General features: G+C 67.7%; 14 protein-coding genes. 7 read left to right on the top strand and 7 right to left on the bottom strand.

What is annotated here, in order from left to right; genetic code table 11:
• Window positions 1–80: 80 nt before the first annotated feature.
• Entirely contained in the window at window positions 81–1508 is a 1428-nt protein-coding gene (locus tag HNR09_RS02805; protein WP_179540669.1) for an aminobutyraldehyde dehydrogenase, read from the bottom strand.
• A gap of 208 nt (window positions 1509–1716) precedes the next feature.
• Here HNR09_RS02805 and HNR09_RS02810 point away from each other — a divergent pair, with 208 nt between their 5' ends.
• Complete coding sequence (locus HNR09_RS02810) at window positions 1717–2739, top strand: LLM class flavin-dependent oxidoreductase (RefSeq protein ID WP_179540670.1); 1023 nt, start codon at window positions 1717–1719, stop codon at window positions 2737–2739.
• Window positions 2740–2766: 27 nt separating this feature from the next.
• On the top strand, window positions 2767–3522 hold the full coding sequence (locus tag HNR09_RS02815) for an alpha/beta hydrolase family protein (RefSeq protein ID WP_179540671.1): 756 nt from the start codon (window positions 2767–2769) through the stop codon (window positions 3520–3522).
• Window positions 3523–3583: 61 nt separating this feature from the next.
• Here HNR09_RS02815 and HNR09_RS02820 read toward each other — a convergent pair whose 3' ends face one another.
• From HNR09_RS02820 to HNR09_RS02830, 3 genes are read right to left on the bottom strand one after another with little or no spacing between them, the layout of a single operon-like run.
• Complete coding sequence (locus HNR09_RS02820; RefSeq protein WP_179540672.1) at window positions 3584–4195, bottom strand: FUSC family protein; 612 nt, start codon at window positions 4193–4195, stop codon at window positions 3584–3586.
• A gap of 44 nt (window positions 4196–4239) precedes the next feature.
• Entirely contained in the window at window positions 4240–5550 is a 1311-nt protein-coding gene (locus tag HNR09_RS02825; RefSeq protein WP_179540673.1) for an ABC transporter permease, read from the bottom strand.
• A complete protein-coding gene (locus HNR09_RS02830; RefSeq protein ID WP_179540674.1) occupies window positions 5547–6311 on the bottom strand; it encodes an ABC transporter ATP-binding protein in 765 nt (254 codons plus the stop codon). The genes HNR09_RS02825 and HNR09_RS02830 overlap by 4 nt, the downstream gene beginning before the upstream one ends.
• 185 nt (window positions 6312–6496) lie before the next feature.
• On the opposite strand from HNR09_RS02830, the gene HNR09_RS02835 reads away from it, so the two are divergent.
• Together HNR09_RS02835 and HNR09_RS02840 are read left to right on the top strand one after the other, a co-directional pair.
• On the top strand, window positions 6497–7576 hold the full coding sequence (locus HNR09_RS02835) for an ABC transporter ATP-binding protein (protein ID WP_179540675.1): 1080 nt from the start codon (window positions 6497–6499) through the stop codon (window positions 7574–7576).
• Complete coding sequence (locus HNR09_RS02840) at window positions 7569–9362, top strand: ABC transporter permease (protein ID WP_246348696.1); 1794 nt, start codon at window positions 7569–7571, stop codon at window positions 9360–9362. Before HNR09_RS02835 ends, HNR09_RS02840 begins: the two co-directional genes overlap by 8 nt.
• Before the next feature lie 27 nt (window positions 9363–9389).
• On the opposite strand, the gene HNR09_RS02845 is transcribed toward HNR09_RS02840, so the two are convergent.
• Window positions 9390–10406, bottom strand: a complete 1017-nt coding sequence (locus HNR09_RS02845) for a 1-aminocyclopropane-1-carboxylate deaminase (RefSeq protein WP_179540676.1) — start codon at window positions 10404–10406, stop codon at window positions 9390–9392.
• A 190-nt stretch (window positions 10407–10596) separates the two neighbouring features.
• Between HNR09_RS02845 and HNR09_RS02850 the strand changes: the two genes are divergently transcribed.
• The gene (locus HNR09_RS02850) at window positions 10597–11241 is read left to right on the top strand and encodes a GntR family transcriptional regulator (RefSeq protein WP_179540677.1); all 645 of its coding nucleotides are present in this window, start codon (window positions 10597–10599) and stop codon (window positions 11239–11241) included.
• A gap of 104 nt (window positions 11242–11345) precedes the next feature.
• On the opposite strand, the gene HNR09_RS02855 is transcribed toward HNR09_RS02850, so the two are convergent.
• Together HNR09_RS02855 and glyA are read right to left on the bottom strand one after the other, a co-directional pair.
• Entirely contained in the window at window positions 11346–12251 is a 906-nt protein-coding gene (locus HNR09_RS02855) for a bifunctional methylenetetrahydrofolate dehydrogenase/methenyltetrahydrofolate cyclohydrolase (RefSeq protein WP_179540678.1), read from the bottom strand.
• A complete protein-coding gene (gene glyA / locus HNR09_RS02860; protein WP_179540679.1) occupies window positions 12251–13552 on the bottom strand; it encodes a serine hydroxymethyltransferase in 1302 nt (433 codons plus the stop codon). The genes HNR09_RS02855 and glyA overlap by 1 nt, the downstream gene beginning before the upstream one ends.
• A gap of 240 nt (window positions 13553–13792) precedes the next feature.
• On the opposite strand from glyA, the gene HNR09_RS02865 reads away from it, so the two are divergent.
• Both HNR09_RS02865 and HNR09_RS02870 read left to right on the top strand, forming a co-directional pair.
• Window positions 13793–15205, top strand: a complete 1413-nt coding sequence (locus HNR09_RS02865; protein ID WP_179540680.1) for an ABC transporter substrate-binding protein — start codon at window positions 13793–13795, stop codon at window positions 15203–15205.
• Complete coding sequence (locus HNR09_RS02870; protein ID WP_179540681.1) at window positions 15202–16164, top strand: carbohydrate ABC transporter permease; 963 nt, start codon at window positions 15202–15204, stop codon at window positions 16162–16164. Before HNR09_RS02865 ends, HNR09_RS02870 begins: the two co-directional genes overlap by 4 nt.
• The last annotated feature ends 48 nt before the right edge of the window (window positions 16165–16212 follow it).

Here is a 16212-nt window from a genome sequence, read left to right on the forward strand (position 1 = left end):
GCTGCGGACAGACACCTGGACGGTCAGCTCGGCGGCCGGGCGGCGGGCCACACTCTCGTCAGGCTCTCATCAGGCTCTCATCAGGCTCCGAGGGCGTGCATCACATGCTTGACGCGGGTGTACTCCTCCACGGCGTATCCCGAGAGATCCTTCCCGTGCCCGGAGGACTTGAACCCACCGTGGGGCATCTCCGCCACCAGCAGAAGATGCGTGTTCACCCACACGCACCCGAAGTCCAGATCCCGGGTGAACCGCAGCCCCCTGGCACCATCTGTGGTCCATACGCTCGAGGCCAGGGCGTAGTCGACCCCGTTGGCGAGCTCAAGAGCCTCCTGCTCACTGGAGAAGGACTGCACCGTGATCACCGGACCGAAGGTCTCCTCCTGAACGATCGCATCTGACTGCTTCACTCCGGTGATGATGGTGGGCTCGAAGAAGAACCCCGCCGATCCCTGCACCGCACGACCCCCGGTGACGATCCGCGCATGCTGCGGCAATGACTCCACCCGAGCCTTCACCGAGGCGAAATGCCGAGCATTGTTCAGCGGACCATAGTCGTTCTTCGCCTCATCAGCCTCACCGGTGACGGTGGCCTGCGCAGCGGCCACCAGATGCTCCACCAACTCATCATGGACGGCATCCTCGACCAGCACCCGGGTCAACGCCGTACAGTCCTGACCCGCATTGAAGGTCCCGAACTCCACCAGCGCCTTCGCCGTGGCCCCCAGATCCACATCGCCGAAGACCACCGCCGGAGCTTTGCCACCCAGCTCCAGATGAGTCCGCTTCAACCCCGCCTGGGAGGCCACTGCCTCACCAGCACGCACCGACCCGGTCAGCGAGACCATCACCGCCGAGGGATGCTGGGAGAGCAGCGCCCCCGTGGAGGCATCACCGAGGACCACATTGACCACTCCCGCCGGGAAGATCTCACCGGCCAGACGGGCCAGCACCAGAGTGGACTCCGGAGTGGTCTCCGAGGGCTTGAGCACCACTGTGTTGCCCGCCGCCAGCGCCGGGCCGATCTTCCAGATCGCCATCATCAACGGAAAGTTCCACGGAGTGATCTGGGCGATGACGCCCACCGGCTCCCGTCGCACGTAGGAGGTGTGGCCCTCCATATACTCCGCGGCCGCCCGACCCTCCAGCATCCGGGCCGCCCCGGCGAAGAACCGCAGCTGATCCGCCCCCGCGGCGACCTCCTCGGCGGCGATGATCGCCCGCGGCTGGCCGGTGTTGCGATGCTGGGCCTCCACGAGCTCATCGGCATGGGCCTCCACCGCATCCGCCAGGGCCAGCAGGTGCTTCTGTCGCTGCGAAGGAGTCACCGCCTTCCACGTGGCAAACGCGCCGGAGGCGGCCGCGAAGGCCGCCTCGACATCACCGGTCTCCGAGACCGGGGCGAGCGCGACCTGCTCCCCGGTGACCGGACTGATCACCTCAAAGACCCCCGCACCCTGAGCAGGGACGAATCGGCCATCGATGAAGTTCTGAAGTCGCTCACCCATGAGTGAACCTCCTGGTCTGTGGTGGTGCCTGCGGGCCCGGACGTGCGAGGCCGACTGCGGGGCCGGCACTCTCTGCGTCTCGGATTTAATGATCCGTGTTCATTTTAGGAGTGCGAGACGTGATGCGCAACACGTCGCCGTCGGGCGGAGGCAGCCCGTCGGAGGCCTGCCGCGGAATACCTGCCTCTGACCGACGGTTCTCGGAGATGTGAAGCGCATCGGATTCCTCTCGTTCGGCCACTGGACGCCCTCCCCGCATTCGCGGACGCAGTCGGCCCAGGACGCCTTGCTGCAGTCGATCGATCTGGCTGTCGCGGCCGAGGAGCTGGGGGCCGACGCCGCCTCCTTCCGGGTGCACCATTTCGCGCGCCAGCTGGCCTCCCCCTTCCCGCTGCTGGCGGCAGTCGGAGCCCGGACCAGCCGGATCGAGATCGGCACCGGCGTCATCGACATGCGCTACGAGAACCCCGTGGCCTTCGCGGAGAACGCCGGCGCCGCGGACCTGATCTCCGGCGGCAGGCTCCAGCCGGGCATCTCCCGCGGCTCGCCCGAACAGGTCATCGACGGATGGCGGCACTTCGGGTTCGCCCCTGCTGAGGGCGAGACCGACGCGGACATGGCACGCCGCCACACCGAGTCGATGCTCCAGATCCTCAGCGGCGAGGGTTTCGCCCCGCCGAACCCGCAGCCGATGTTCCCGAATCCGCCCGGGCTGCTGCGTCCTGAGCCGCACTCCCCCGGACTTCGGGAGCGCATCTGGTGGGGCGCCGGATCTGACTCCACCGCCCGATGGGCCGCCGCGCAGGGGATGAACCTGATGAGCTCGACCCTGAAGGACGACGAGACGGGTGAGCCCTTCCACGTTCAGCAGCGGCGCCAGATCGAGGCGTTCCACCAGGAATGGCAGGCCCACGACCACGCCTTCACCCCACGGGTCTCGGTGAGCCGATCGATCATCGCGATCACCAGCGACCAAGACCGGGCCTACTTCCTGGGCCAGCGCGACGCCCAGGACCAGGTCGGCATGCTCGATGAGAGAACCCGGGCGATCTTCGGCCGCAGCTACATCGGCGAGCCCGAGGAGCTGGTGCGGGAGCTCGCCCGCGACGAGGCCATCGCCTCCGCGGACACGCTGCTGGTCACCGTGCCGAACCAGCTCGGGGTGGAGTACAACGCTCACCTGATGGAGTCGATCCTCACCGCGGTGGCACCCCAGCTAGGCTGGCGCTGATGATGGTATCTGTCGTCGGGAGTGATCATGACTGAATCTGTCCAGTTTCCAAGTTCGACCGGGCCGAAGCTGGCCGGTCTCATCGATCATCCCGAGGGTGACGTCCGCGGGTGGGGAGTGTTCGTCCACGGGTTCACGCTCGGCAAGGACAACCCGGCCGCTTCGCGGATCTGCAAGCAGCTCGCCCACGAAGGCATCGGCATGCTCCGCTTCGATGCGCTGGGTCTCCGTGGCTCTGGCGGAGACTGGGGTGACGGGTCCTTCACCGTCAAAGTCGACGACACTGTCCGGGCGTGCCAGTTCATGGCTGAGCGCGGCACCCCGGCAGACATCCTGGTGGGACATTCCTGGGGCGGGGCCGCGGTGATCGCCGCAGCCGAGCGGGCCGCCGGCCTACGCGCCGTGGTGAGCATCGGCGCTCCGGCAGACCCGAGCCACGTCGAGCATCACTTCGATGCTCTCGCCGACCGAGCCGTGGCTGACGGTGAGGCCGAGTGGCTCGTCGGCGGCCGGGCACTCACCCTGAAGCGCGATTTCGTCGAGGACGTGCGCCGGGCCGACATCGACGACAAGATCCGTGCTCTGTCTCTGCCGTTCTTGGTGATGCACTCTCCCACCGACAACACCGTCAGCATCGAGAACGCCAGCACGCTCTTCTGGGCCACGAAACACCCGCGCAGCTTCGTGGCCCTCGAGGGGTCCGACCACCTGCTCACTGCCGAGGGGCAGGCCGCGCGGGCGGGGAAGATCATCAGCGCGTGGTCCGATCAGTACGTGGGCTGATCAGAGGGGCGGGGCCCACCGGATGGTGGACCCCGCCCCTCGTCCTGCCGAATACTGTCGATCAGGCGACGCGCCCCTGGGCGAAGTACTGGCCGACCTCCTTGCTGAAGGCGGTGATGAACCAGTAGATGTTCACGGCGATGAACGCGATCGAGAGGATCAGCGAGAGGACGCCGATCGCCCCCATGTCCAGCATCGTTCCGATGCCGGTGAGGCCCCACACGGTGAACAGCGTGCCGAGGGCACCGAAGACAGCGCCGAGGATCCGGCCCCAGTTCTTCACCTTGGTGATGCCCAGGTAGGCCACGATGTAGAGCACCACGGGGATGATCAGCATGGCGACGGCGAAGACGAGTCCCATCGTCGCCGCTGCGGCGAGCGTGGACTCATCGACGGCGAGCCCCTGGGCGGTCATCTGCTCACGGAGCATGTCCTCGTCCATGGCGGGGAAGATGCTGGCGATCCCGGAGAGCACATAGACCCCCAGCGAGATCAGCGTGAGCTTCTTCAGCAGGGCGAACTTGGGAGGCTCAGCCATGGGGCCGCCCACCGCGTTCGGGTCATAAGGGCTGGTACCGAACTTCGAGCCGGCGTCCGGACCGGGCTGCTGGTAGGGAGCGGGTCCCGGCTGCTGGTTCGGGTCCTGCGGGTTCTCATAGGGCGAGCTGGTCACGACTCTCTCCTTCTCTGATGGTGTGGTTCACAGTACCTGGATGCCTACTCGTAGCGTAGGGCCTCGATGGGGTCCTTCTTCGCCGCACGCGCCGCCGGCAACGTTCCGGCGAGGAACGCGATGCCCACGACCAGCCCGGTGATGCTGAGGATCGCCACCGGACTCACCGCATAGAGGATGAGCCCGCCGACGTCGCCCAGCGGACCTCCGCTGCCGGTGAGCAGCGCGTTGGCCACCACACCGGCGAGCACACCGCCGCCGACTCCGATCAGCGATCCGAGCAGGCCGATCATCACGGCCTCCATCGAGAACAGACCGAAGATCCTGCCCCCGGACATGCCCAGCGCCTTCATCAGACCGATCTCCCGGGTCCGCTCCTGCACGGACATCAACAGCGTGTTCACGATGCCGAAGGACGCGGCGATCAGCGCGATGAACGCGAAGCCGTACAGCACCCACGCGATGGCGTCGATGACGGTCTGGATGATCCCCATGAAGTCCTCGACGGTCAGGCCGACCAGGCCTTCCTCCTGCAGGGCCTCCTTGATGGAGTCCTCGTAGGCCTCCATGTCCTCGACGTCGGCCGCCGCCTGGACGAAGGAGTCGGACTGCTCCACATCCAGGCCGGAGCTCTGAAGCTCGTACAGCTCGTCGTTCAGCCCGTGGGAGGGCATCGGCGAGCCGCCGATGCCGGCCAGGTTCTGGACCGAGACGCCGACGACCTCGGCCTCCACAGTGTGCACCTCACGGGCCATGTCCGTGATGCCGATCTCCACGGTCTCCCCGATCGCCGTCTCCGGGTCGGCGTCCTCATAATCGTCGGTGGAGTCGTCGAAGACGGCGAGCCAGGTCTCGGGGACGGTGACCTCCATGGCGTCCCGCTCCGGAGCGTCCCCGGCCAGCAGGTCCATGCCCGGGGCGTCCGCGGGGAGGCCCAGGTCGTTCAGCCCATACTGATTCCCGTCGGGGGTCTCCAGGTAGCTCGGTGAGACGAAGAAGATCGGATCCACATTCGTGATCCCCTCGATCCCCTCGATGGTGTCGATGTCCTCCTCGGAGAGCATCTCCTGACCGAACTCGCTCTGCTGCCCGGCGGCTTCAGGGTCATACTCCTGAGGTCCTGGTCCGGTCTCCTCGCCCTGACCCATGGCGCTGGCCTGCATCACATAGATCTGGTCCTGCTCGCCGTAGCCGGCCACCATGTCGTCGATGGTCTGGTTCACGCCTGCGGCCAGCCCGGTGGTCACGGCGAGGGTGAAGGCACCGATGACGATCGCGATGACGGTCAGGAACGTCCGCAGCTTGGACCGCATGGTGTTGCCCAGCGCGGTGCGGGTGACGTCGACTGCTCTCATGCCTGACCCCTCTCATCCTCGACGCCCAGCTGAGCCGGGTCGAACGTGGTGTCCAGCTGTCCCTCGGTGACGACTCCGTGCTCCTCGGCGACGATCAGCCCGTCCTGCATCATCAGGCGCCGCTCGCAGCGGCCCGCCAAGTCTTCATCATGGGTGACCACCACCAGGGTGATGCCCTGATCACGGTGCAGGCCGAAGAGGATGTCCTCGACGACTTCCGAGGTGGTGGAGTCCAGGTTCCCGGTGGGCTCGTCGGCGAAGATCACCGAGGGGCGGTTCACCAGGGCCCGGGCGATGCACACACGCTGCTTCTGCCCGCCGGAGAGATCAGTGGCGCGGTTCTTCGCCTTGTCGGCGATCTCCAGCTGCTCAAGGACCTCCAGACCGCGGGCATGACGATCAGCCTTGCTCAGGCCGGCGATCTTCAGCGGCAGGGTGACGTTCTCCAGCACCGTCTGGTTCGCGTTGAGGAAGAACTGCTGGAAGACGAAACCGAAGGTCTCGTTGCGCAGCCGGGAGATCTTCTTGGGCTCCAGCTGGGAGACCGGCTGGCCGTCCAGGGCGACGACGCCGGAGGTCGGCTCGTCGAGCAGCGCCAGCAGGTGCATCAGGGTGGACTTGCCAGAGCCGGACTTGCCGACGATCGCCACGGACTCACCGTCGTGGATCTCGAAGGTCAGACCTTTGAGCGCGTCGAAGCGCGAGGCTCCGCGGCCGTAGACCTTGGCCAGGTTCTCCGTCTCGAGGACCGGAGTGGACATGGGCAGTGTCCTTTCCATGCAGTGGGGTGGGAAGAGGAACGCTGATCATTCTTCCGGATGAGGCGATCCACCACATCGCCCCTGAGGATGATCCGGGGCTCCTCCGGCTCCCGCCCCCGGGGCTGAGAGCGGATCAGCCCTCAGAACCCTGGTCAGGCAGTGGTTGCACGCGTAAACTGCTGGTCATGCCCGAATCCGTCCGTGCCACCAGTGTGCCCGCAGAATCCCCGTCCCTGGAGGGCTCCACCGCCCAGGGCGCCGCCCAGACCCCCGAGGAGGCCGGAGTCGTGAACCGTTCCGTGCCACAGTCGGCCGCACTGCCCGAGTCCGCGATCACCGCCACCGGGCTCACCAAGCGCTATGGGGACTTCACCGCCGTGGACGGAATCGACTTCGCCGTCTCCCGCGGCGAGTCCTTCGGCCTGTTGGGCCCCAACGGCGCCGGGAAGTCGACGACGATGCGGATGATCGCAGCAGTGGCCTCACGCACCGCCGGGGACCTCACCGTCGCGGGACTGGACCCGGAGAGACAGGGCCCGGAGGTCCGCGCCAGACTGGGCGTCATCCCCCAGCAGGACAACCTGGACGAGGAGCTCACCGTCCGGGAGAACATCATCATGTACGGCCGCTACTTCGGACTGCCGCGGCGTTGGCTGCTCGCCAAGGCCGAGGAGCTGCTGGACTTCGCCCAGCTCACCCATAAGGCCAAGGCCCGGGTCGAGGACCTCTCCGGCGGCATGAAGCGCCGGCTGACCATCGCCCGCGCCCTGGTCAACGAACCTGATGTGCTGCTGCTGGACGAGCCCACCACCGGCCTGGACCCGCAGGCCCGCCATGTGCTGTGGGACCGGCTCTTCCGGCTCAAGGAGAACGGCACCACGCTGGTGCTCACCACTCACCACATGGACGAGGCCGAGCAGCTCTGCGACCGGCTGATCGTGGTGGATCACGGCCGCATCATGGCCGAAGGGAGCCCCTCGGGGCTCATCCGCGAGCACTCCACCCGAGAGGTCCTCGAGCTGCGCTTCGGCATGGACCGCAATGCCGAGCTGGCCGAGGAGCTGGGCGCCGTGCTCGACGGCGGCGACTCCGGCTTCGACCGGTTCGAGGTCCTGCCGGACCGGCTGCTGGTGTATGCGGAGCGCGCTGAAGAGGCGCTGGAACACATCCACGCCGCCGGCCACCGGCCGGTGACCTCGTTGGTGCGCCGTTCCTCGCTCGAGGATGTCTTCCTACGGCTGACCGGGAGGACCCTCGTTGACTGAGACGACGCTGCCTCGCTCCACGACCGGCCCGCGCACCGGCGACGGCGACCCGCCGCCGTCGCCGGCTGCTGACAAGGCGGTGCTGGCCTCCCGGGTGCGGAGCCGCGGGATCCTCTACCAGGCCGAGCACACGCTGCGCGGCATGCGCGCCTATGCGGTGGTGATCCTGACCAGCTCCATCGCGCAGCCGATCATGTACATCCTGGCCATGGGCCTGGGGCTCGGGGTGCTGGTGGGCGACCGTGCTGATCTGACCGCCTACGGCGCCGAGTCCTACCTGATGTACATCGGCCCGGCGATCCTGGCCTCGACGATGGCGATGTCCGCCGGCATCGAGTTCACCTTCCCGGTGATGGAGAAGTTCAAGTGGCGACGCATCTACTACGGGGCGCAGGCATCCCCGCTGACTCCGACGCAGATCGCCTCCGGCCACATCCTGGCTGTCTGCGCGCGCTTCGGCGTCCACGGGCTGGTGTTCACCGGGGTGCTGGTGGCCGTCGGCGCGACGACCAGTCCCTGGGCGTGGCTGCAGGTGTTCACCGCCGCGTTGGGCTCGCTCGCGCTGGGCCTGCCGATCATGGCCTACATCGCGTCGCTGCGGGATGAGAAGGGCCATGCCGCGCTGATCCAGCGGTTCATCATCATGCCGCTGTTCCTGTTCTCCGGCACCTTCTATCCGCTGACCAACCTGCCCGGAGCCCTCCAGCTGATCGGCTGGTTCTCCCCCATCTGGCACGCCAACGAGCTGGGCCGAGTGCTGGCCTTCGGGCAGCCGATGTCGGCGGGCATGGCCACCGTGCACCTGGGCTACCTGCTGGTGCTCGCCGGAGCCGCCTGGTTCTGGGTGCGCCGGATCTACATCCGCCGCCTGGGACTCGCCGAGTGGCGCGGCCGCACCCCCGGGGAGAAGTCTCGCCTGAAGCGCGAGGCCCGTCTGGAGGCCAAGGACCTGGCCGCCGGTCCCCCGGCGCCCGGGACGCCTCCGGTGAAGGTCCGGTCCGGACTGGCCGGGAACTACTACTCGGGGAACATCCGTGCGGTCTTCTCCCGCGGAATGTCGGCCATCCGCAACAACCGTGGTGTCATCTTCCTCTCCGGATTCCTCGAGCCGGTGCTGTTCCTGACCTCCTTCGGGCTGGGCATCAGTCCGATGATCTCCGGGATCGAAGCCGCCGACGGCGGCCAGATGAGCTACGCCGCGTTCATCGCCCCGGCGCTGCTGGCCGTCTCCGCGATGAACGGCGCGGTGTTCGACTCCACGTGGAACGTGTTCTTCAAGCTCAAGATCACGAAGCTGTATCAGTCGATGATGGCGACCTCGCTGGGGCCTCTCGACGTCGCGGTCGGGGAGATCCTTCTGGCGCTCTTCCGCGGCGGGATCTATGCCCTGGGCTTCCTCACCGTGCTGGTCGCCGCCGACCTGGTCAGCCCGCTCTCGGCGCTGGTGATGCTGGTGGCGGCGCTGTTCATCGCCTTCGGCTTCGCCGCCGTGGGGATGGCGGTCACCTCCTTCATGAGCCGGTTCCAGCAGATGGACTGGATGATGATGGTCATGATGCCGATGTTCCTGTTCTCGGCCACCCTGTTCCCCATCGACGTCTACCCGTCGGGAGTGCAGTGGGTGATCCAGGCCCTGCCGCTGTGGCATGCGGTGGAGCTCATGCGGGACATCGCCGCGTTCTCCTTCAGCACGCTCACCCTGGTGCACATCGGCTATTACCTGGTGATGATCGCCGTCGGGATGACAGTGGCGACGCTGCGGATGCGCCGGCTCTTCCTGCGCTGAACCCGCTGAAGCTGTGGGTTCCGGACCTCAGAACACCTGGCTGTAGGCATTGAGCGCCGGCTGCCCTCCCAGGTGGGCGTAGAGCACTGTGGAATCGGAGGGGATCTCGGCGTCACGGACCAGGTCCATCAGCCCTGCCATGGACTTGCCCTCATAGACGGGGTCGAGGATGACGCCCTCCAACTGGGCGGTGGCGCGGATGGCCTCGACGGTGGAGTCCACCGGGACGCCGTACTCCTGCCCCGCCCAGCCGGCGAGCACGGTGATCTCCTCCTCGGACAGCTCCCGGCCCAGACCGATCAGCTCGGCGGTGCCGCGCGCGATGCGGCTGACCTGGGCGCGGGTCTTCTCCACGGTGGCGGAGGCGTCGATGCCGATGATCCGGCGCGGGCGTCCGCCCGCCTCCTGGAGCGCGGCGAAGCCGGCGATCATCCCGGCATGGGTGGATCCGGTGACCGTGCAGACCACGATCGTGTCGAAGAAGACGCCGAGCCGCTCTTCCTGCTCGGCGACCTCATAGGCCCAGTTCGCGAAGCCGAGCCCACCGAGCGGATGCTCCGAGGCCCCGGCGGGAATGGGATACGGGGTTCCTCCCTCGGCCTTGACCTCGGCGATGGCCTGCTCCCAGCTGGTCCGGATCCCAATGTCGAAGCCGGCGTCGTCCAGGCGCACGTCAGCCCCCATGATGCGCGAGAGCAGGATGTTGCCGACCTGGTCATTGACCGGGTCGTCCCAGTCCACCCAGCGCTCCTGGACCAGTCTGGCCTTCAGCCCCAGCGTCGCGGCGACGGCCGCGACCTGCCGCGTGTGATTCGACTGGTAGCCCCCGATGGAGACGATCGTGTCGGCCCCCGAGGCGAGGATGTCCGGAACGATGTACTCCAGCTTGCGCGTCTTGTTCCCGCCGTAGGCGAGCCCGGAGTTCACGTCCTCCCGCTTGGCCCAGATCTGCGCCCCGCCCAGATGCGAGCTCAGCCTCGGCATCGGATGCACCGGACTCGGGCCGAAGGTCAGCGGGTGGCGGGGAAAGTCAGTGATGGCCATGAGGGCTCCTTCAGGCGGCCCCGCAGGCGTTCGCCGGGCACAGGGTCTGAGAGTTATCCAATATATTGCACATACCATTCCACGCTCCCCTAGGATGCTGTCAAGAGGATGTCCACCCCCGGACCCTGAGGTCCATGATGTCGAGGACGACGACGCCACCCGCCGTCCTCGCCGGAGGAGACGACCGTCCATGCCCGTCCCCGTCGCCCGAGGGGTGCATCGCCGCGGCCTGCTGCGTGACGAGGTCTATCGCTCGATCCGTCAGGCCATCATCACCGGTGAGCTCGGCCCCGGAGAGCAGCTGCGAGACACCCAGCTCGAGGACTGGCTGGGCGTCTCACGCACTCCGATCCGAGAGGCCCTGCTCCGCCTGGAGCGCGACGGCCTGGTCAGCGCGCAGCCCGGCCGCCGCACCACCGTCGCCGCGGAGGACCCGGAGCGGGTGGCCCAGGCCCGGGACGTCGCCGCGACGCTGCACGAGCTGGCCGTCCGAACCGCGGCCGAGCGGCTCACCGATGCCGACCTCACACAGATGGATACGGCCAACGACCGGCTGCGTCAGGCTCTCGAGACGCACGACGCGCCAGGAGCCGTCGCCGCGGACGAGGCGTTCCACGCCGTCGTCGTGGGCCGGGCGAGGAACCCGGTGCTGCAGGAGACCCTGGACCAGGTGGTGGCCCTGCTGCGACGCACCGAGCACCTGCATTTCGGCAGCATGACCGGCACCGCCTCACCGGACCAGCATGATCAGATCCTGGCCGCGCTGCGGGACGGAGACGCTGAGGAGGCCGCCCGACTGACCCGGCTCAACTGGGCCGGCCTGGGCGAAGGGTGACCACCGCCGAGCCACGAGTGGCCACGAATCCCGGCATCTCCCCGGCGACACGCCGTGTCGCCGGGCAGATGCCGGGATTCGTGGCCACTCGACGTCGAGAGGGGTCAGCCGGCCTGACGCTCGGCGGCCTCCACCACATTGGTCATCAGCAGCGCCACCGTCATGGGGCCCACTCCGCCCGGGTTGGGTGAGAGCCAGCCGGCGACGTCGACCACGTCCGGGTGGACGTCTCCGTACACCTTCGCCTTCCCGCCGGCAGGGTCCTCCTCGCGGGTGACGCCGACGTCGAGCACGGCGGCGCCGGGCTTCACGTCCTCAGGCCTCACCAGGTGCTTGACCCCGGCCGCTGCGATGATCACGTCCGCCTGGCGCAGGTGATGCGGCATGTCCACGGTTCCGGTGTGCGTCAGCGTGACCGTGGCATTGATCTCCCGCCGGGTCAGCAGCAGACCGATGGACCGACCGATGGTCACCCCCCGCCCGACGACGACCACATGCTTGCCGGCGAAGTCATAGCCCTGACGCAGCAGGAGCTCGATCGCCCCGCGCGGGGTGCACGGCAGCGGGGTATGGATCGGCTGGTTGACGTTGAGGACCAGCCGCCCCAGGTTGGTGGGGTGCAGCCCGTCAGCGTCCTTGGCGGGGTCGATGCGCTCGAGCACACGATCGGTGTCGAGATGCTTCGGCAGCGGCAGCTGCACGATGTACCCGTGGCAGGCGGGGTCAGCGTTGAGCTCGTCGATCAGCGCCTCGACCTGCTCCTGGGTGGCGTCCTCGGGCAGCTCACGCTGGATCGAGTTCATCCCGATGGCCTGGGACCGCTTGTGCTTCATCCCCACGTAGAGCTGTGAGGCCGGGTCCGCGCCCACGAGGACGGTGGCGATGCCCGGGGTGACGCCCCGCTCCTTCAGCGCCGCCACCCGCTGGGTCAGCTCGGCGCGGATCTCCGCCGACGCCGCCTTGCCGTCCAATCGCCGGGCCGTGCCGGAGGTGGTGTCCTGCTGAGCCATCACCACTCCTCCAGGCCCTCGTAGAGCGGGAAGTCAGCGGTGAGCTGGGCCACGCGCGCCTTCAGCGGCTCGAGGTCGGCCTGACCGGCGGCGCCCTGCTTGAGGACCTCGGCGATGATGTCGGCGACCTCGGCGAACTCGACGTCCCCGAAGCCGCGGGAGGCCAGTGCGGGGGTGCCGATGCGCAGTCCGGAGGTCACCATCGGCGGGCGCGGGTCATTGGGCACCGCGTTGCGGTTGACGGTGATGCCGACCTCGTGGAGGAGGTCCTCGGCCTGCTTGCCGTCCATCTCGGAGTGACGCAGGTCCACCAGCACCAGATGCACGTCGGTGCCCCCGGTGAGCACGTTGACGCCCTGGGCGGTGACGTCGTCGGCGACCAGACGCTCGGCCAGGATCTGCGCCCCGGAGACCGTGCGCTGCTGGCGGGCCTTGAAGTCCTCGGAGGCGGCGATCTTGAAGGCGATCGCCTTCGCGGCGATGGCGTGCATCAGGGGGCCGCCCTGCTGGCCCGGGAACACAGCCGAGTTGATCTTCTTCTTGTGCTCCTCCTTGCAGAGGATCATGCCGGAGCGGGGTCCGGCCAGCGTCTTGTGCACCGTGGTGGTGACGACGTCGGCGTGCGGCACCGGGTTGGGGTGCAGCCCGGCCGCCACCAGACCGGCGAAGTGCGCCATGTCCACCCAGAGGATCGCACCGACCTCGTCGGCGATCTCGCGGAACTTCGCGAAGTCGAGCTGACGGGGGTAGGCGGACCAGCCTGCGACGATCATGTGCGGGCGCTCCGCCAGGGCCTGCTCGCGCACCTTCTCCATGTCGATCAGGCCGGTCTCGGAGTCGACCTCATAGGCGGCGACCTCGTGGAACTTGCCCGAATAGTTCAGCTTCATGCCGTGGGTCAGGTGGCCGCCGTGGGCCAGTGAGAGGCCCATGAGCTTGTCCCCGGGCTTCATGAACGCCGTCATCACTGCGACGTTGGCCTGCGCACCGGCGTGGGGCTGCACATTGGCATGCTCCGCGCCGAAGAGCTCCTTGGCACGCTCGATGGCGAGGTTCTCTGCGACGTCGACGAACTCGCAGCCGCCGTAGTAGCGACGGCCCGGGTAGCCCTCGGCGTACTTGTTGGTCAGCACCGACCCCTGCGCCTCGAGCACCGCGCGCGGCACGAAATTCTCAGAGGCGATCATCTCCAGAGTCCCCCGCTGGCGTCCCAGCTCGTCGGAGATCGCCTGGGCGATCTCGGGGTCGACCTCGGACAGTGGCGCGGTGTTGATGTTCACGGTGGACTCGGCAGTGGTCATCGACGCGGTCTCCTCGCTGTGAGTTCAGGAACGACGGCGGCCCGGGCCGGGACTGTCTCTCGCAGGGCAGAGCCCCGGATCCGCCCGCAGTCGGGTGCCAGTCTAACGCCGGGAGGCCCCACGGCGACGAGAGTCGCCGAATTCTGTCACGCAGTCGCGGAGTCCGAGCGCCGCTGACCTCACCTTCTTGACGTGTGCGCTCCCTCACAGTACATTTCCTCACACGTGTTAGGAGGCACTATGCACATCTCATCGCATACTCGGACCCTCACCCGGCGCACGCTGCTCGGAGTGGGCGGACTCGCCGCTCTCGGAGGCACCGTCGCGGCCTGGCCGCGTCTGGCCGGTCAGGACATCCCCGGCCGGGGCGAGGACGTCCTGCGCGTCGCCATCCAGGGCACCGCCCAGGACGCGGCGGCCCGCCAGGACCTGGCCGACGAGTTCACCGCCGAGAATCCCGACATCCCCGTGCGGATCGAGGCGATCCAAGCCGTCGACTGGGGCGACTTCTTCACCAAGATCCTCACCATGGTGGCCTCGGGGACCGCGCCCGACGTCGTCTACGTCGCCACTGAGGGCGCCCAGCTCTTCGCCGAGCGGCTCGCCGAGCCGCTGGACGACTGGATCACCCATGACGAGGCAGCCCTGGAGAACTACTTCGAGGACGTCCACCCCTCGCTCATCGAAGCCTTCATGTACCAGGGCAGCCTCTACGTGCTGCCGCTGGACTTCAATGCGGCCAACATGTATCTCAACCTGCCGACCCTGGAGCGCGCGGGCCTGGACTTCCCCTCCCCCGACTGGGACATCGACGAGTTCGAGCAGATGCTGCGCACGATGCGCGACACGGCCGAGGGCGGGTTCGTCCCCTATTTCTGGACCAACCGGCTCTTCGGAGGAATCGTCCCCTGGCTCTATGCCAATGACACCAGCATTCTCACCGAGGACAGGTTCTCCGGCGGCGACTGGCTGTGGGACCGGTTCTACACACCGGAGCTGACGGCCGAGCGTCGTGGCGGGTACCGCTGGACCAGCTCCAACGTCAGCGACCCGCGCGTCGTGGAGACCTTCGAACGCCTGCAGGGCTGGGTCAACGAAGGGCTCAGCATCCGTCCCGAGGAGGGCGGGGGCAACTCGCTGATCGGGCTGTTCGCCTCCGATCGCATCGGCGCCACCCCCGCTGGCGGCTATTGGGCCCAGGGCCTGCATGAGAACGGCATGTCCGACGAGGACGTCGACGTCCAGTACTTCCCCCGGTGGCGCAGTCAGCGGCACCAGTTCGGAACGGCCGGGTATTCGATCATGCGCACCTCTGAGCGCAAGGAGCAGGCCTGGCGCTGGCTGGAGTTCACGACCCGCAAGGAGTCCATGGAGCTGGCGATGCCCGTGCCCACCACCACTCCGACGCGCCGCTCCATGGTCGACGAGGCCTTCTACCGGGAGACCGGGCCCCGCAATTGGAAGGTGTTCTACGACACGCTCGACGACTTCCCGTCCTCCGGCCCGATTCCGGCTCCTCCTCAGCAGGCCGAGGTGGAGAACGCCCTGGCCCGGAACGTCGCCCTGGGCATGAGCGGCGGTCCGGCGCAGCTGGAGACAGCCCTTGACCGCCTCGACCGTGAACTCACCGTCGCCATGGAGAAGAGCTCATGACCACCACCCCTGCACCTGACCGGGAAGCGGCCCGTTCGGCCCGCCCCACGACGCCGTCCACCCCCACGACGACGCCCCGGATCCGCTCGCGCTCCGAACGTTGGGTGATCATCCTCCTGCTGGCACCCACGCTGATCGGCATGGGGGTGTTCACCCTGTTGCCGATCGTCGGCTCGCTGGCCCTGGCCTTCTTCCACTGGGATCTGCTCTCGACCCCGCAGTTCGCCGGGGTCGACAACTTCATCGCCCTCGGCGCCGACGCCACCGTCCGCACGGCCTTCCTGAACACCATCGTGTTCGTGCTCATCGCGGTGACGCTGCAGCTGAGCCTGGCGATGTTCCTGGCGGTGATGGTCCAGTCCCGCATGCCCGACTGGCTGCGGCTGTTCTTCCGCTCCACGTTCTTCTTTCCCCTGGTGCTCTCCGCGGCCGGGGTCTCCATCTTCATGAGCTACCTGTTCAACGAGCAGTTCGGCGTCGTGAACTGGATGCTCGGCCTGGTGGGCATCCCGAACGTCCCCTGGCTGACGACGCCGACCGGAGCCGCCGCCGTGGTGATCTTCGTCTTCGTCTGGCAGAACTTCGGATTCTCCTTCCTGATCCTTCTGGGTGGGATCGCCTCCATCCCCAAGGAGCTCTACGAGGCCGCCGAGATCGACGGAGCCCGGGGCTGGGGAGCGTTCAAGAACGTCACCTTCCCGCTGGTCTCCCCCTCGCTGCTGGTCGCCTCGGTGACCGCGATGATCATGGCGCTGCAGGTCTTCGACCAGCCCTACGTGCTGACCCGCGGCGGGCCCGGCGACTCCACGAGATCCGCGGTCATGGTCGTCTTCGAGGCCGCCTTCCAGCGTCTGGAGTTCGGCCTCGCCTCGGCCGCCGGCCTGGTCCTGATGCTGATCATCATGCTCATCACCTGGGCGCAGTTCCGCCTCTCCCGCCGATTCGTCTTCTACCAGTGAACCGTCAGACGTCCTCACGACCTCTGACGAAGGAGCTCTGATCCCATG

This window comes from Nesterenkonia xinjiangensis (assembly GCF_013410745.1).
In the GTDB taxonomy this organism is placed as follows: domain Bacteria; phylum Actinomycetota; class Actinomycetes; order Actinomycetales; family Micrococcaceae; genus Nesterenkonia; species Nesterenkonia xinjiangensis.

Coding starts and splice junctions, on each gene's coding strand:
- HNR09_RS02805 (WP_179540669.1), bottom strand. CDS start 1,508: ATGGGTGAGCGACTTCAGAACTTCATCGATGGCCGATTCGTCCCTGCT.
- HNR09_RS02815 (WP_179540671.1), top strand. CDS start 2,767: ATGACTGAATCTGTCCAGTTTCCAAGTTCGACCGGGCCGAAGCTGGCC.
- HNR09_RS02825 (WP_179540673.1), bottom strand. CDS start 5,550: ATGAGAGCAGTCGACGTCACCCGCACCGCGCTGGGCAACACCATGCGG.
- HNR09_RS02830 (WP_179540674.1), bottom strand. CDS start 6,311: ATGTCCACTCCGGTCCTCGAGACGGAGAACCTGGCCAAGGTCTACGGC.
- HNR09_RS02835 (WP_179540675.1), top strand. CDS start 6,497: ATGCCCGAATCCGTCCGTGCCACCAGTGTGCCCGCAGAATCCCCGTCC.
- HNR09_RS02845 (WP_179540676.1), bottom strand. CDS start 10,406: ATGGCCATCACTGACTTTCCCCGCCACCCGCTGACCTTCGGCCCGAGT.
- HNR09_RS02850 (WP_179540677.1), top strand. CDS start 10,597: ATGCCCGTCCCCGTCGCCCGAGGGGTGCATCGCCGCGGCCTGCTGCGT.
- HNR09_RS02855 (WP_179540678.1), bottom strand. CDS start 12,251: ATGGCTCAGCAGGACACCACCTCCGGCACGGCCCGGCGATTGGACGGC.
- glyA (WP_179540679.1), bottom strand. CDS start 13,552: ATGACCACTGCCGAGTCCACCGTGAACATCAACACCGCGCCACTGTCC.
- HNR09_RS02865 (WP_179540680.1), top strand. CDS start 13,793: ATGCACATCTCATCGCATACTCGGACCCTCACCCGGCGCACGCTGCTC.
- HNR09_RS02870 (WP_179540681.1), top strand. CDS start 15,202: ATGACCACCACCCCTGCACCTGACCGGGAAGCGGCCCGTTCGGCCCGC.